General features: G+C 40.2%; 16 protein-coding genes. 8 read left to right on the top strand and 8 right to left on the bottom strand.

Going from position 1 to position 15,421, the window contains the following annotated elements; translation table 11 throughout:
• Positions 1–76: 76 nt before the first annotated feature.
• The 6 genes from DWV85_RS06285 to DWV85_RS06260 form a co-directional block, all read right to left on the bottom strand.
• Positions 77–577 carry a GNAT family N-acetyltransferase gene (locus DWV85_RS06285; protein ID WP_123138330.1) on the bottom strand — a complete coding sequence of 167 codons (501 nt, stop codon included), beginning with the start codon at positions 575–577 and terminating at the stop codon, positions 77–79.
• Between the two features lie 137 nt (positions 578–714).
• Entirely contained in the window at positions 715–1,386 is a 672-nt protein-coding gene (locus DWV85_RS06280; protein ID WP_123138329.1) for an energy-coupling factor transporter transmembrane component T, read from the bottom strand.
• Positions 1,387–1,395: 9 nt separating this feature from the next.
• On the bottom strand, positions 1,396–2,208 hold the full coding sequence (locus DWV85_RS06275; RefSeq protein ID WP_123138328.1) for an ABC transporter ATP-binding protein: 813 nt from the start codon (positions 2,206–2,208) through the stop codon (positions 1,396–1,398).
• The gene (locus tag DWV85_RS06270; RefSeq protein ID WP_123138327.1) at positions 2,201–3,826 is read right to left on the bottom strand and encodes a tryptophan transporter; all 1,626 of its coding nucleotides are present in this window, start codon (positions 3,824–3,826) and stop codon (positions 2,201–2,203) included. The genes DWV85_RS06275 and DWV85_RS06270 overlap by 8 nt, the downstream gene beginning before the upstream one ends.
• 140 nt (positions 3,827–3,966) lie before the next feature.
• Positions 3,967–4,287, bottom strand: a complete 321-nt coding sequence (locus tag DWV85_RS06265; RefSeq protein ID WP_123138326.1) for a type II toxin-antitoxin system RelE/ParE family toxin — start codon at positions 4,285–4,287, stop codon at positions 3,967–3,969.
• Between the two features lie 2 nt (positions 4,288–4,289).
• A complete protein-coding gene (locus DWV85_RS06260; RefSeq protein WP_004694224.1) occupies positions 4,290–4,535 on the bottom strand; it encodes a type II toxin-antitoxin system prevent-host-death family antitoxin in 246 nt (81 codons plus the stop codon).
• A 215-nt stretch (positions 4,536–4,750) separates the two neighbouring features.
• Here DWV85_RS06260 and DWV85_RS06255 point away from each other — a divergent pair, with 215 nt between their 5' ends.
• From DWV85_RS06255 to rbsB, 8 genes are all read left to right on the top strand, one after another.
• The gene (locus DWV85_RS06255; protein ID WP_004697951.1) at positions 4,751–5,272 is read left to right on the top strand and encodes a cysteine hydrolase family protein; all 522 of its coding nucleotides are present in this window, start codon (positions 4,751–4,753) and stop codon (positions 5,270–5,272) included.
• 108 nt (positions 5,273–5,380) lie between these two features.
• Positions 5,381–6,037, top strand: a complete 657-nt coding sequence (locus DWV85_RS06250) for an NAD(P)H-binding protein (protein WP_123138325.1) — start codon at positions 5,381–5,383, stop codon at positions 6,035–6,037.
• A gap of 36 nt (positions 6,038–6,073) precedes the next feature.
• Entirely contained in the window at positions 6,074–6,256 is a 183-nt protein-coding gene (locus tag DWV85_RS06245; protein WP_012863713.1) for a hypothetical protein, read from the top strand.
• A 322-nt stretch (positions 6,257–6,578) separates the two neighbouring features.
• On the top strand, positions 6,579–7,466 hold the full coding sequence (rbsK, locus tag DWV85_RS06240) for a ribokinase (protein ID WP_123138324.1): 888 nt from the start codon (positions 6,579–6,581) through the stop codon (positions 7,464–7,466).
• A gap of 209 nt (positions 7,467–7,675) precedes the next feature.
• Positions 7,676–8,089: a D-ribose pyranase gene (gene rbsD / locus DWV85_RS06235; RefSeq protein WP_123138323.1), complete on the top strand. Its 414-nt coding sequence runs from the start codon at positions 7,676–7,678 to the stop codon at positions 8,087–8,089.
• 45 nt (positions 8,090–8,134) lie between these two features.
• The gene (locus DWV85_RS06230) at positions 8,135–9,616 is read left to right on the top strand and encodes a sugar ABC transporter ATP-binding protein (RefSeq protein WP_123138322.1); all 1,482 of its coding nucleotides are present in this window, start codon (positions 8,135–8,137) and stop codon (positions 9,614–9,616) included.
• A complete protein-coding gene (rbsC, locus tag DWV85_RS06225) occupies positions 9,616–10,551 on the top strand; it encodes a ribose ABC transporter permease (RefSeq protein WP_123138321.1) in 936 nt (311 codons plus the stop codon). Before DWV85_RS06230 ends, rbsC begins: the two co-directional genes overlap by 1 nt.
• Positions 10,552–10,560: 9 nt before the next feature.
• Positions 10,561–11,463: a ribose ABC transporter substrate-binding protein RbsB gene (gene rbsB, locus DWV85_RS06220; protein ID WP_101928634.1), complete on the top strand. Its 903-nt coding sequence runs from the start codon at positions 10,561–10,563 to the stop codon at positions 11,461–11,463.
• 54 nt (positions 11,464–11,517) lie between these two features.
• Here the strand turns inward: rbsB and DWV85_RS06215 are convergent, their stop codons facing one another.
• Together DWV85_RS06215 and DWV85_RS06210 are read right to left on the bottom strand one after the other, a co-directional pair.
• Positions 11,518–11,916, bottom strand: coding sequence for a hypothetical protein (locus tag DWV85_RS06215; RefSeq protein ID WP_123138320.1), 399 nt, complete (start codon positions 11,914–11,916; stop codon positions 11,518–11,520).
• A 253-nt stretch (positions 11,917–12,169) separates the two neighbouring features.
• Positions 12,170–15,406, bottom strand: a complete 3,237-nt coding sequence (locus DWV85_RS06210; RefSeq protein WP_123138319.1) for a type I restriction endonuclease subunit R — start codon at positions 15,404–15,406, stop codon at positions 12,170–12,172.
• Positions 15,407–15,421 lie beyond the last annotated feature (15 nt).

Below are 15,421 nucleotides of genomic sequence, written 5' to 3'. Positions count from 1 at the left end.
CCCTGGCGAATCCTTATCTATAATCTATACATCATTGGTATAACGTATTAATTTATATATTTTACTATACTAATTATTATACCAATAATGCGTATGTTTCGGTATCCTGATATTTACCATGTTTGAATCCAACTTGAGGCGTTAGACCACAATAGGTAAAGCCAAATCGCGCGTGTAACTTGGTGCTGCCTTCATTGCCAGCCGTAATAACGGATACCACATTGTGCAATAACGGATCATTTTTTGCTATTTCTAAAATATGAGCCATCAGTTGTGTAGCAACCCCTCTACCGCGATAATCTTGATGGATATAGATAGATAATTCGACGGTACTTTTATAGGCCTCTTTAGGTCGATATGGTGAAAGCGATGCATAGCCTGCTACAATCCCATCAATGGTACCTACCACAATAGGATGGTGCTCATCGCTATGAGCCTCATACCACTCCTGCCACTCTGACAACGTGCGAGGTTCAAGATCAAGCGTGGCTACGCCGTTTACAACCTCATAATTATAAATATCTAAACAAGAGGCTATATCATTCCTTGTAATTGGTCGTATTACTAATTCACTCATAAGTATTCCTCAAAACTGTAGGTATCCTAAAAAATATTATTTCTATTTAACATAATATATAAAAATAGCCCACATACGCAAGAAAAAGGACGAGCTACAACTCGTCCTTTTAATTATATTATTTGATCAGTAAAAAACTAAGCTGCAATAACAAATAAAATAATCGTTACTACCACAAGGCCTGCAATCACAGTATAATCGATTCTTTTCAATCCTACGGATGCAGCAAAGCTGTGTGTGGGGCCACCAAAACCACGTAGCTCCAAGGACAACGCCATTGTTTCGGAGCGTCCCAAGGATTTTAACAGCAATGGTTGAATAACAGATGCATAGGATTTGATGCGCTTAATGAAGTTGCCTTCTAGAGATAAGCCACGGCAAGCTTGCGCCTCTTGTACAGCATGGCTTTCAGCAATGAAGTCAGGCACAAAGCGAAGTGCGGCAGTGAACATAAATGCATATTCGTAAGGAATTTTACATTGTGTTACGAGCGCGGCCGTAAGATCTTGTAATTTTGTAGTTGCCAACAGACCTATAAAGACAAGTGTCATAGCCAACATTCGCAAGCCGGATACGATGGCAGATGTTATATCGCCACTGCCAAGGAATTGGATGAGGCCAAGGAATACAGCAAAGCTAGTTAATGCCAGCACTGCTTTGTGTTGTTTGAACAACAAACCTGCCACAAACAATCCACCAAGCTCTACTACGACTAATGCCAATAGAGATACCCAGTCGCGCAACAGGATGGCCCACACGGATACAGCGAGGGTCATCAAGATTTTTGTTAACGGTACTAAACGTTCCATATGCCCCTCCTATTTTCCGCTCAACTGAGCCACTAACTTGGATTTCAACTCATCCATAGATTTGCAATAACCTAAGGCTGGTACCGCTAATGAAAGTTCTACACTTGGCGGTTTTGTAAGGCCTAGGTCTTGCAATTCATCCGTAGATTTTTTGAATAATTCTTCTGGACTACCGTCAAAGGCAACGGTTTGGTTACCCATGATGATAGCACGGCTACATTCGCTAGCCATGATTTCCATATCATGTGTAATAAGAAGGATTGTGATACCTTCTGAATTAAGCTGACGCAATAATGCTAATAACTCTTTAGTTTCCTTACCATCTTGACCACTGGTTGGTTCGTCAAGGATGAGGATTTTAGACTGCATAGCCAGCGCAGAAGCAATGGCAACACGCTGCTTTTCACCGCGGCGCAATGTTGGAGGATAGGCTTCACGCAAATGGCCGATGCCTGTACGCTCCAATACTTCATCAACGATACGCTTCACTTCGGCTTTACTGCGTCCCAAGGACTCAGGTCCGAAGGCAACCTCTGTGGCTACGGTAGGTCTGAACATTTGGCGATCTGGCTGTTGGAATACGTAGCCGATAAATTGCCCCCGTTTAGACGGTGGCATGGACGTAATGTCTCTGCCGTTATAATACATGTGGCCTTCCCTAGCCTTTTCGAGGCCTACGAGCAAACGCGTAATAGTCGTTTTGCCGCAACCATTACGGCCACCAATAGCGATATATTCGCCTCCTTCGATGGTGAAAGTCACGTTTCGGAAAATATCTACGGATGGCACATAGCCAAAGCGGATCTTTTCAACCTTAAGCATGAGCGCCACCGTCCTTTCCTAGTACATCATCAACACGTTGAACTGGTTGTCTATTTTCTACTATATTAGATTGATCAGCAAGATTATCTACTGTATTTCTTTGATTAACTGGAGAATTGCTTTTACCATGCACCTCGGTTTGAATAGCATGAGCCATTTCAATTTGGTGCAAGCCCTTGATAGCAGACTCGATGCTGAGCCAAGGTTCATCACTGTGGAAGCCGGCTTGTTCTAATTCCATATAGGTTGTAAATACAGATGGCAATGCATCGACATGAATATTGTGCTCGTACATGTAACGAAGCGTAGTAGATACATCGTCATCACAGGCGATAGAACCATTTACCATGAGGGCCATGCGGTTTGCATACGGCAATACAGCATGCAAGTCATGGTCGATAACAACAACGGTAATGCCGTGTTTTTGGTTCAAATCACCTACAAGGCGATATAATTCAGCGGTCCCATCTGGATCGAGAGAGCTAGTCGGTTCATCAAGAACAAGTACAGTTGGGTTCGTAGCCAATACAGAAGCGATAGCTAAACGTTGGCGTTGACCACCAGATAAACTTGTAATCTTGCGGTCTTCTAAGCCTACGAGGCCAACTTGCTTAAACACTTCTTCAGAGCGAGCTTTAATAGTTTCGCGGTCATAACCGCGGTTTTCCATAGCAAAGGCCACTTCTTCACGAACTGTCATCGTTACGAGCTGTGTATCGTAGTCGGCCAGAACTACACCGATATGGTTCGCTAGTTCTGGGATTTCCATTTGCGTAGTCGCATGACCATCAACGAAGACCATGCCTTCTAGACGTCCACCATAGAATTTAGGCACCGCCCCTACCATCGCCATGCAAAGGGTACTTTTACCACAACCAGCAGGACCTGTAACAACGAGGAAATCACCTTCATTTACATCGAGATTGATATTTTCAAGGGATGGTGTAGTCGCCTTAGGATGATAGTAATTTACGTGCTCAATGGATATTTTAGCTTGGCGCTCAGGCAAAATAGTCAAGCGACTATGATCAGATGTCAATTGATCTGCATTTGGCAACATGCCACGTTTAGAGAATAAACGTTGTGCCGGAATATACAAGATTGGTGTAATGGCACCATTCAAGGCCCCTACAATGAGTACCAATGGCCACATGCCGTACATGTACACATTATTTGGCAACCCAAGCACTTGCCACAAAATAGTAACAAAGATACCCCCAGATACAACAGTTGCTAAAAAGCCAGACACGACAGGCGTTAAATCAAAACCACCAATTTTACGGAACTTCATGGACAACATAGCACGCGTTACGAGAGCCGCCGTCAAAGCACCACCTGGCTCAGACAACAAGTTGCCATAAGGAAACGCTGACTTAGACGTCAATACGTTGATGAGGGCCGCCACGAGGCCAATCCCCAAGGTTTGACTCAAACTAGGACGAGTCAATAAAATAGCTACGCAGTACGTAGCAATCGTCCAGTTCGGCGTTACCCCAGCCACACTAGGGCTCACCAAATGCAAAATCGTGCCCAATGCGAGCATCAATGTGCTGACAGTGACCCATCTAAACTGGCCACCCTGCACATGTGTGTACACAAGATCCTGAATCCGTTCCATAATAGCCTCATTTCTATAAAAATATATATGGATTTATTTTATCATTCTTCGAGAATTTGTGAAAGCCTAGAGGCTATCAAGGGACTTCAAGTAAAGTCCATAAAAAAAGCACCATCTATTAATGATAGTGCTTTTAAGAACTAATGTACTTCATCTAATAATATTCTAAGATAATTACGTCTACTGTTTAATATTCTATCAATATAGATAGTCCGATCTAAATAACGGTAAAAACTTAAATAATTATGACAAAGTAAATATCTGTATTCAATTTTACTTCCTAGATTAATCAATAATCGCTGCCCCATTTCTAGAAATATACTCAACGAATCATTCGCAGTTACTATATCCAAAACGGTTTTCTTAGCTAACTCAATATCACCGGTTTCTTCTTCTATAAAAGATTTTATTTCTAGCAAATCTTCTCGTGCTTTTGGTGCATAGCTAATTTGATTATTCATAATTAAATCCCCAATTCAGTCTTTAGTTGCTCTGATGAAATCCAGCCTTGTTCTTCACCAGATTTACGACCTGTCTCTAAAGCGCCCATAAGTTTTATCGTAGCCATTAGACGTTCATAATCTTGAATATCCATAATTGCATATCGGCCTCTACCATTTTTAGTTAAGAATACGGGACTATCTATAGTAACATCACGTAAAACTTCAGAATAGTTTCGTAAATCTGAAATAGGTTTTATATTCGGCATACTATCACCTCCAGAATACTTTAGTGATATACTACTCATTTTTCTAATATCTTATCACTATTGTAGTTAAATTATCGCGTAAATTCAACATTAAATTTTACAGCACCCTTTAAAATTACTATCAACATCTATGATACTTATATCTTCCTTTTCTTGTTATATACTTATGATATAATGCGCATAGATACTTATTTATGAATAAAAAAGGAAATATCATGGCACAAGCATTAATCGTAATCGATATACAAGAAGGCTTAGTTAAGGAAAACCCTTACAATGCCAAAAACTTTATCTCAAATACAAAAGCAATCATTCAACATTTTAGAGATCAAAATATAGAAGTCATTTTTATCAGACATTCTGAAGATGAAGGCTTATTAGCAACAGGTAGCGATAATTGGCAAGTCTATCACGAATTAAAACCGCAAGAAAACGAAAAGATTTTCAATAAATATTACAATAGTATCTTCAAGGACACTGAATTAAAGGAATATTTAAACCGAAAAAATATTACCGATTTAACATTCGTAGGAATGCAGGTGGAATTTTGCATTGATACATCTGTGAAAGTAGGCTTTGAGTATGGTTATAATATCACCATCGTCGAAGATGCTATCTCAACCTTTGACAATGAGTATCTACCAGCCGGTACAATCTTATCCTTTTACAAAGAAAAGATTTGGCGGAATCGATTTGCACAGCTAAAAACAACAAATGAAATGTTAAGCATCAATTAAATTACGAAAATAATACAAAGATTTTTATAATTTTTTCTCACGTATTTGTCATATATGTATGTTAAAATTTTATTAAATATTTATGCCCGAACATAGGAGGTCTTTTTTATGTATAAGTATATTACGATTTTAGGAGCTGCGGGCCAAATAGCTCAAAAGTTGACTGCTACACTATTAACATATACAGATATGCACATTACATTATACGGTCGTCAGTTGAAAACACGTATACCTCCAGAGATTATCGACCATGAACGCGTTACAGTGATTGAAGGTTCGTTCCAAAATCCTGGTAAATTAGAACAAGCTGTAACAAATGCGGAGGTTGTATTTGTAGGTGCTATGGAGTCTGGCAGTGATATGGCTTCCATCGTGAAAGCATTGAGCCGCAAAAATATACGCCGTGTTATCGGTGTGTCCATGGCTGGACTTTCTGGTGAATTCCCTGTAGCACTTGAAAAATGGACCTTCGACAACTTGCCGATTAGCTATGTTCAAGGTGAGCGCCAAGCACGCAATGTATTACGCGAATCCAACTTAAATTACACCATCTTGCGCCTCACATGGCTTTACAATGATCCAGAGAAAACTGATTACGAACTCATCCCTGAAGGGGCTCAATTCAACGATGCCCAAGTTTCACGCGAAGCAGTGGTAAAAGCTATCTTTGATATCTTACACGCTACGGATGAAACGCCTTTCCACCGCACAAGCATCGGCGTAGGTGAACCAGGTACACACTATGACAAACCAAGCTTTCACTAATATATAGTTATATTAACAATAAAGGTCTGATAGATTATGAAAATAGATAAAAGCTACAGTAATACAATAAATATTGACGATAATGCAACTAATATTTTACAAGCTAAGGTAGATATATTATCTGCTCTTGTACAAGGCCAAAATGACATCATTCAAGGTCGTATTCTATCTTTAGAGAAATCTTTTGATAGTATAGATAAAATGTTAGATAAAATATAAATAGTATAATATATTAATTCTTTAATAATAAGGTATATCCAAGATCTAAAGAGTACATTTTTACTCATGTAACATAGATTTTGGGTATACCTTTTTTATTCCTACATTTTATAGATATTTATATAGATAAACTCACGTATTTACGCTATACTAATAAATGATTAATATACACTTATAGGTATGTGAAAGCAAATGCCTCTTAGATTATCAGTTATATTTATATATACATTTCGTTGTATAAAATACGCAAGATTCTATGTATAAAAATAAATGATAGTTATTTTTAGTCCCAGTTAGGGCAGAGGCTTATTAAGGAGTTATTATGAATCGCATTGTTGTTATTGGCAGTTGCAACATGGATATTGTAGTCCTCGCGGATAAACGCCCTACTGCGGGCGAAACAATTATGGGCAACGAATTACACATCGCGCACGGTGGCAAGGGTGCAAACCAAGCGGTGGCTGCGGCTCGTCTAGGTGCAGAGGTCACGATGGTCGGCTGTATCGGTGAAGATGCATACGGCCAAATGATTTTAGATAATTTAAAAGAAAATTTCATCAATACAGATTACATCGTTACGGTACCGAACACTACAACCGGTACAGCACACATTACATTAGCTGAAGGCGATAATAGCATCATCGTGATTGCAGGTGCTAATGCTAAGGTAGACCAGTCCGTAGTAGATAACGCTTGGTCTGCTATTGAGCAAGCCGATCTCGTAATGGTGCAAAACGAGATTCCTATTCCAACTATTGAATACATCGTTCGTCGTTGTCACGAAGCTAATGTGAAAGTCCTCTTAAATCCTGCTCCAGCAGCCGACCTCGATTCGGAATGGTTAGAATTAGCAACCTATATTACGCCAAACGAACATGAGCTATCTGCGCTCTACCCTAACCAATCTACAGAGGAGACCTTACTAGCTAACGAAAACAAAATCATCGTTACCCTTGGTAGCAAGGGCGTAGGATATGCGGACAACGGTGAAATCCACATCGTACCTGGCTTCAAGGTTGAGCCCGTAGATACAACAGGCGCTGGCGATACTTTTAACGGCGCCTTTGCAACGGCTATTGTTAATGGTAAAAGCTTAGCCGATGCTCTACACTACGGCAATGCAGCAGCTGCCCTCTCCATCCAACGCTTGGGGGCTCAAGGCGGCATGCCTACGAAGGATGAGGTCAACGCATTCTTGGCTAAGCATTAACGAACTGAATAGGACTGTAAAAGCTCCACTGGCCAGGTCTGACTTCGGCCTACGGCCTTCGCAGGGCCAAAGTCGCTTTGAAAGTCCTATTCAGTTCTAACAAAAATTTGCTAACCAACGAATACGTTCGCCCTCTATATAGTAAATTTAAGAAATCAATAAATGAGGCTAAAAAGCCTCATTTACTGAATGATAAAAAGGAGTTTACCATGCAACGACACGGCATTTTAAATAGCCATATAGCTAAGGTTTTGGCAGATCTCGGCCACACAGATACAATTTGTATTGCGGACTGTGGTTTGCCAGTACCTGAAGGGGTTCAAAAAATCGACTTAGCCTTGGATTTTGGTGTACCTAGCTTTGAGCAAGTAGTATCCATCATCGCTAAACATATGAAATCCGAAGCGATTCATGTGGCAACAGAAATTAAAGAAAATAATCCTAAGGCTTACGCCTTCTTAGAGTCTACCTTCCCATCCGAGCAATACGAATGGATTGAAACGAGCCATGAAGCTTTCAAGGAAGCTACAAAACAATGCAAGTGCATCATTCGAACTGGTGAAGCATCTCCGTATGCGAACATTATCTTACGTGCCGATTGTATTTTCAGCGATCGTCCGTAGAATAATAGATTAAGATATACTTTCACCAGTCATATAGGAGTAGTTATGGAAATTGTTATGTCAGGCATTGCAAAGGCATTTGGTACGAATCAAGTGTTGCGCGATGTAAGTATTACCCTCAAGGAGGGCGAGGTTCACGCCTTGATGGGCGAAAATGGGGCCGGCAAGTCCACCCTCATGAATATCCTCACCGGTATTCACAAGGCTGACTCTGGCACCATCACCATCGACGGCGTAGAGCGCACCTTCCCGAACCCGAGAGAGGCCGAGTTAAACGGTGTGGCCTTCATCCACCAAGAGCTCAACATTTGGCCAAACCTAACATTGTTAGAAAATCTATATTTAATGAGACCAAAGCGCAATAAATTTGGTATGCTCGATAAAAAGGCGATGCTCGCTGAAGCAGAAAATACATGCCGCGAACTAGGCATCGAATTGCCGCTCACGACTGAGGCAGGCCTTTGCTCCGTTGGTCACCAACAAATGACGGAAATCCTTCGTATCTTGATGTTAGATGCAAAGGTTGTCATCATGGACGAACCGACAGCAGCCCTCACAGAGCGTGAAACGGCGACATTATTCAACATGATGCGCAAAATGAAAGCACGCGGCGTTGCTATCGTATATATTTCTCACCGCATGGAAGAGGTATTTAGCGAATGTGACACAATTACGGTTATGCGTGATGGTCACACAATTATCACTAAACCAACATCTGATATTTCCGTAGACGAAGTGGTACGTCACATGGTAGGCCGTTCTATCGATGAATTCTACCCTGCTCGTACTACAACACCTGGAGAAGTCGTTATGAGCGTGGATAACCTCAAACCAGAAGGTTTCGACAACGATATTTCCTTCTCCTTACGCAAAGGTGAAATCCTCGGTGTAGCAGGCCTTATGGGCGCTGGCCGTACAGAAATTATGCGCGCCATTTTCGGTGTAGATAAACACAAAGGTGGTGCCGTAACAGTAAACGGCTCTATTCTAAACTGTAAAAAACCAGAAGATGCCATCAAGGCAGGCATTGCTTTCATCACAGAAAATAGAAAGAGCGAAGGCTTGATCCTCGATTTTTCCATCGGTTCTAACATTACATTGCCGAATCTTGGCGAAATTTGCCCCTCTCATGTACTTGATAGTGGCAAACTCAATTCCTTTGCTGACGAATTGTCTAAAAAACTAGGCGTTAAAACACAATCTATTCACGAACCCGCATCCTCCCTATCCGGTGGTAACCAACAAAAGGTGGTTATCGCAAAATGGGTTGGTAAAAAACCATCCATTATCATCATGGACGAACCTACGCGCGGTATCGATATCGGCGCAAAACGTGATATTTATGATTTAATGAACGAATTAACGAATGACGGTGTGTCCATTATCATGGTGTCCTCTGAGTTGCCGGAAGTGCTGGGCATGAGTGACCGCGTTATAGTCATTCATGAAGGCCGTGTAGCAGGTATCTTGGACCGCAGCGATGCAACACCAGAATCGATTATGACATTAGCCACAGGAGGACAATAATGGACAGCAAAGCTCTACAATATGTAAAAAAATTAGGCCCCCTCATCGGCCTCATCCTATTATTTGTAATCATCTCTGTCATGAACGACAGTTTCCTTGAATTCTCTAACTTGCGTAACTTGTTGCGCCAAGTATCCATCAATGCGATTATCGCTTTTGGTATGACCTTCGTCATCTTAACTGGCGGTATCGACTTATCCGTTGGTTCCATCCTCGCCCTCTCCAGTGCAGTGATGGCAAACCTCATTGTAACTGGTACTGACCCTGTATTGGCTATCTTCTTAGCCGCAGGTGCGGGCCTCGTATTGGGGGGGATTAACGGTCTCGTTATTACCTATGGCCGCGTAGCTCCATTTATCGCTACCTTGGCGACCATGACCATCTACCGTGGTGCGACATTGGTATTCACTGATGGTAACCCTATCTCTGGCCTTACGCAAGATCCTCTATTCCACGGCTTTGGCCAAGGGGATATTGCAGGCCTTCCAGTTCCAGCTATCACAATGTTCCTTGCTTTCATCATCCTCTGGTTCGTATTGAGCCGCACATCCTTAGGCCGTAAAACATACGCCGTAGGTGGTAGTGAAAAGGTTAGTTACATTGCTGGTATCAAGATTGACCGCGTTAAAATCTTCGTGTATGCCTTAACTGGTATGCTCTGTGGTATCGCGGGTGCAATCATTACATCTCGTCTTAACTCTGCACAACCTACAGCAGGTGCAGGCTACGAACTTGACGCTATCGCGGCTGTAGTTCTTGGCGGCACAAGCCTTGCTGGTGGTCGTGGTCATATCGTTGGCACATTAATTGGTGCTTTAATTATCGGTACCCTCAACAACGGGTTAAATATCCTCGACGTTTCCAGTTTCTATCAACAAGTTGTAAAAGGTATTGTCATTTTATTGGCGGTTCTTGCAGACCGCAAGAAAGCCTAGGAGGTTCCTATGAAAAAACTATTGTTACTGTTGGCGATGGCTATCATGGTTATCGGTCTTGTAGCAGGCTGTGGTAAAAGCGCTGATAACGGCGGCGACAAAAAATCCGGCACAATCGGCTTCTCTGTTTCCACATTGAACAACCCATTCTTCGTAACTATGAAGGAAGGCGTTGAGGCTCAAGCGAAAGCGCTTGGTCTTAAAGTTAAAATCGTTGATGCACAAAATGACCCAGCAAAACAAGCAAACGACATTTCCGACTTGCTTGAAAGCGGCGTTTCCGTATTGATTATCAACCCTGTAGACTCTGCAGCTATCTCTACTTCCGTAGAAGCAGCAAATGCTAAAAATATTCCTGTAATCACTGTTGACCGCTCTGCTGATAAAGGCAAAGTAGTAGCTCACATCGCTTCCGATAACGTAAAAGGCGGCGAAATGGCAGCTCAACTTATTGCTGATAAAGTAGGCAAAGCTGCAAAAGTAGCTGAAATCGAAGGTATCCCTGGTGCTTCTGCCACACGTGAACGCGGTCAAGGTTTCCACAACGTAGCTGACAAAGACTTAACAGTAGTAGCAAAACAAAGTGCTGACTTCGACCGTACAAAAGGTTTGAATGTAGCAACAAACATTTTGCAAGCTAACCCAGATGTACAAGCTATCTTCGCTCATAACGACGAAATGGCATTAGGCGCTATCCAAGCAGCTAAATCCGCAGGCAAAACAATCTTCATCGTAGGCTTTGACGGTACTGCTGATGCAGACAAAGCTGTTAAAGACGGCACATTGGCTGCAACAATTGCGCAACAACCGGACCAAATGGGTAAAATCGCTATTGATACAGCTCAAAAAGTTATCAAAGGCGAAGCTGTAGAAGCTAAAATCCCTGTAGATCTTAAAGTTGTTACAAAATAATTGTAAATAGAAACTGGGTACAAAAAAGAGTCGCATCCTTTGATGCGACTCTTTTTATTTTGGCTCTCGTTCCAAAAATTCTTTGAAAAACTCAATAAACTTTGGCAAATATGTTTGATCTAAGCTTTCAATGGTCATATGACATTTGTAATTGTAAGTAGTACAGATGTTAACTTCCATTGTTAAGGCGCCCTTTTGATCTAACGAGAATGTGAGCGTATCCCCTTCTCCTGTTAAAGTATACGTAAAGGTTGCTGAACCTTTGCATATCTCATACAAATTTACTAATTCTTGATACCCTTTACGAATCCCAGACCAATCGCTAGGATCAATATAGCCGGCGCAGATATTATAGCCTCGTTTAATGTACACACCAAATACACCAAATTGAGATAATTCTGTATCCATATCAAAAGCAATTATTAAATTAGGTTCATTTACGATTTCATACATAGTACGTCACACTCCACAAACAACATTTTGATTTATTATAGCACTGTATTTGTGAATATAATAGAAGTTATAAGTTTTTCCGAAAGCCTTCTTAAGTCTATTTCCCTATTAAAATAGTAACAAATAATTAATCTTACTAATGAAAGGTAATGAAAATGACCACACTAGGGTATGTATTTACTCTAGTGTGGTCATTTTTATTATTATCAATACTTATTGAAAATAAAAACTCAATCTATACTTATTCCGGAAATTAGACAGACCCAATCCAACCATATCCTTGTACTGCCATATCCATAAAATGATTCATAAGTAAGGACACCTTAGAATCAAAAGATTCTTTATCATAACTTTCAGGCAAATCATCATTTAAGGATAGTTCCACCTCATATTTTAGCTTAGCAATTGGCTGTTCATCCTTATACCAATCTACTACAAGAAGATTATTACGATTATCGACTAGCTTCTTATAAAGATTCTTGGCAGAGAGTTTTACTTTTTGCTCTTCATCCTTTGTCACCTTTTTCCCAGCAATAAGCAAATCAAAGATTTCCAGTTCTTCTTCTGTAAGGCCTTCTGTATTTGCACGATTATCTTCCTGCCGAAGTTCTTCAAGAAGTTTTACAAGTTGCTCATAGTAATCTTCATTTTCAGTACCACCTGCATTATAGGAGTCAATAATTCGTTTGAAACGTTCGGAGAATTTGGTTCTTGTGCAATTTCTATTAAGCATCTGTTCGAGTGCTTGCTCAATGTATTCCTTCAAGTCGTTAATCTCAATAGCCTTATACTTAGCTACCTTGATTTCTTTTCTCAATTGCTCAACATCAACCTTAGAAAGATCAATAGCCTTTGTGCCTTTTATCATGTACTGTGCAGGTTTTTCCCGTACATAATTAACGAACTCTTGACTTGCTGTAACACTGCCATCCAGAATCTGATTCATTTTCTGTCTAGCACGAGCCACCTTTTCATCATTAACAGTGTTATATAAGAGACCATGCAAATACACAAGCGGGGCAAACTTATCGTTGTTCCAATGCTTCTCAAAGATTTCTGGCTTTGATGCTTCGTATAGATTTGTCAAAGAATTAAGGATAACCTTAAATTTTTCTTTATCATCATCTTTTGCCACGATAGTGTCATAAGCACTTCTTAATGCATCTAATTTATCCAGTGTATTAGAATCAGCAATTATCTTTTCTAAATCAATATCAAGAGATATCAAGAAAGAATCTGCTTCATCAATTGTACCGTCAATATAGCTGATTAATTGGTCAATATCTTTTGCAGGGAATTCTGTTCCGTCATCACCAGTGGCATATTCGGTTAATGCCTTCTTCATGTATTTAAACACGTTGACATAATCTACAATGATTCCGACAGGTTTTTCGGGATACACTCTATTGGCACGAGCTATGGCTTGCATCAGCGTGTGGCCTTTCATTGGCTTATCAAGATAAAGTGTAGATAAATTTTTTACATCAAATCCTGTTAGCCACATGGCACAAACGAACACAAGTTGCAGTGAGTCCTCAGGATCTTTAAATCTATCCTCAATATCTCTTCCATCCGGTGTGATTTCTTTCATCTTTGCACGATGCTCAGATATCTTTAATCCTTGCTTAGCAAACTTCGTTTCTTCATCATTTTCCTCTGAAATGATAACAGCCATTTCAACCTTATTCATATAAGTAAGAATGCGAGTGAGCTGATCACGTTTTGCCTTAGTGTCAGCTGTATTTCGCTCCTTCATGATGTTCTGCTTTTCTATAGCCCAATAATGTTGAACCTTGTCATACATTTTGACAGCAGTATACTTATCGACAGATACAACCATACCTTTTCCAAGAAATCCACGTCTTGGGAAGTGGTAGGCAATATCCTGTGCCACTTTATCTAAGCGATCATCTCTCTTAATAACTTCAAGGATACGTGATGATGCATTCTCTAAGAGACGAGTTTCATCTTCATTAAGATTTTCTTCTTCGATAATATCTACAACGTCATCGTCAAGGAAGTCATTCTCAAGCCCAACTTCCGGAACTCGTCTAGAATAGAATAAAGGCACTGTAGAACCGTCTTCAACAGACTGGGCAAAGTTATACTCTGATACATACTCACCAAACCACTGATTTGTAAGACGTTTAGAGCCAAGAAGAGGTGTTCCAGTAAATGCCACAAAGTTAGCATTCGGAAGTGCAGTTCTCATGTTCTCTGCTAAATCCTTATATTGCGTTCTATGTGCTTCATCAACAAGAACAATAATATCGTCACGAGTAGAAAGCACTGGATATTTCTTTGTCTTATCGTATCTGAACTTATGAATCAGTGTAAAGATAAAAGCCTTATTGGTAGTCAAGAAATCTCTTAACTGCTTGCTGTCCTTTGGCTGGCATTCTTCTTTAGAACCAATAACCTCTGTACGCACAAAGTTCTTATGAATCTGTGTATCCAAATCTTCGCGGTCTGTGATAATGAGGAACGAGAAATTGCCTTGAATCTTACGCTTCACTTTACGGGCAAATATAACCATAGAGTAGGATTTTCCTGAACCCTGTGTATGCCAGAAGACACCAAGCTTACCGTTAAGCTCTTTTCTATTCTCCACTGATTCCATTAGATTATTTACACCTAAGTACTGGTGGTTCTTAGCGATAATCTTTATTCTCTGATTTTCAAAGAGAATAAAGTTTTCTATATAATCAATGAATCTATCTTTGTTAAGAAGACCATCAACAAAATATCTAACAGAGCTATCCTTAACATTATCCGCAGCAAGAATTGCTGCTCGATCCAGTTTTTCCTTTTCGCTATCAACCTTAAGCCATTCAAAAAAATAGTCATAGGTTGCTTTAAAGGCGCCCAACTTTGTCACTAAACCATTTGAAAGAACACAAATCTGATTGAATGCAAATAGATTAGGAATATCTCGTAAATAATCCTGTAAATTCTTATTATATGCTTCTTCAATCTTAACAATGCTGTTCTTCAGTTCAATGAACACTATTGGCATTCCATTGACAAAGATAAGAATGTCCGGTCTCCTGTAGTAGACCTTACCTTGTATCCACATCTGAGACACCGCTGTAAAAGTATTATTCTCTGGATGCTCAAAATCGATTAGCTTTACAAAATCAAAGTCTTCTTTGCCATTTTTGCGAACTGTGATTTTTATATTATTACGGATTTGTCTATATAATTTGTAGTTCGTATCTACAATATCCGTTCCTGAATAATCTTGCCTTAATGTCTTGACTGTCTCATTAATTTTATCTTCTGCGATAGTTGGATTAATACGCTTAAGAGAAGACAGCATAACATTGGGAAGAACACATTCTTTCTTAGAAGCTCTTCCCGTGCCATCATTCAAATCGTCTCGCTTACTCGGATCAGCATCACAAATGAGGATATCATATTTAAACGGTTCTGCTTTTAATTTTGAAAGTATAGCCTGTTCTATATCATCTTCGGATATAAAATTTCGCATATGAGTTCCTCCTTA

This window comes from Veillonella sp. AF13-2, assembly GCF_003603295.1.
Taxonomy (GTDB): Bacteria; Bacillota; Negativicutes; order Veillonellales; family Veillonellaceae; genus Veillonella; species Veillonella parvula_E.
Note: the sequence above shows the minus strand (reverse complement) of the source record. Positions and strands in the feature narration are given on the sequence as shown.

What these genes read in the sequence shown, in the direction of transcription:
- DWV85_RS06255 (WP_004697951.1), top strand. Translation starts at nt 4,751, where the DNA reads ATGGCACAAGCATTAATCGTAATCGATATACAAGAAGGCTTAGTTAAG.
- DWV85_RS06210 (WP_123138319.1), bottom strand. Translation starts at nt 15,406, where the DNA reads ATGCGAAATTTTATATCCGAAGATGATATAGAACAGGCTATACTTTCA.
- DWV85_RS06280 (WP_123138329.1), bottom strand. Translation starts at nt 1,386, where the DNA reads ATGGAACGTTTAGTACCGTTAACAAAAATCTTGATGACCCTCGCTGTA.
- DWV85_RS06230 (WP_123138322.1), top strand. Translation starts at nt 8,135, where the DNA reads ATGGAAATTGTTATGTCAGGCATTGCAAAGGCATTTGGTACGAATCAA.
- DWV85_RS06245 (WP_012863713.1), top strand. Translation starts at nt 6,074, where the DNA reads ATGAAAATAGATAAAAGCTACAGTAATACAATAAATATTGACGATAAT.
- DWV85_RS06285 (WP_123138330.1), bottom strand. Translation starts at nt 577, where the DNA reads ATGAGTGAATTAGTAATACGACCAATTACAAGGAATGATATAGCCTCT.
- DWV85_RS06265 (WP_123138326.1), bottom strand. Translation starts at nt 4,287, where the DNA reads ATGAATAATCAAATTAGCTATGCACCAAAAGCACGAGAAGATTTGCTA.
- rbsD (WP_123138323.1), top strand. Translation starts at nt 7,676, where the DNA reads ATGCAACGACACGGCATTTTAAATAGCCATATAGCTAAGGTTTTGGCA.
- rbsC (WP_123138321.1), top strand. Translation starts at nt 9,616, where the DNA reads ATGGACAGCAAAGCTCTACAATATGTAAAAAAATTAGGCCCCCTCATC.
- DWV85_RS06250 (WP_123138325.1), top strand. Translation starts at nt 5,381, where the DNA reads ATGTATAAGTATATTACGATTTTAGGAGCTGCGGGCCAAATAGCTCAA.
- DWV85_RS06215 (WP_123138320.1), bottom strand. Translation starts at nt 11,916, where the DNA reads ATGTATGAAATCGTAAATGAACCTAATTTAATAATTGCTTTTGATATG.
- rbsK (WP_123138324.1), top strand. Translation starts at nt 6,579, where the DNA reads ATGAATCGCATTGTTGTTATTGGCAGTTGCAACATGGATATTGTAGTC.
- DWV85_RS06260 (WP_004694224.1), bottom strand. Translation starts at nt 4,535, where the DNA reads ATGCCGAATATAAAACCTATTTCAGATTTACGAAACTATTCTGAAGTT.
- DWV85_RS06270 (WP_123138327.1), bottom strand. Translation starts at nt 3,826, where the DNA reads ATGGAACGGATTCAGGATCTTGTGTACACACATGTGCAGGGTGGCCAG.
- DWV85_RS06275 (WP_123138328.1), bottom strand. Translation starts at nt 2,208, where the DNA reads ATGCTTAAGGTTGAAAAGATCCGCTTTGGCTATGTGCCATCCGTAGAT.
- rbsB (WP_101928634.1), top strand. Translation starts at nt 10,561, where the DNA reads ATGAAAAAACTATTGTTACTGTTGGCGATGGCTATCATGGTTATCGGT.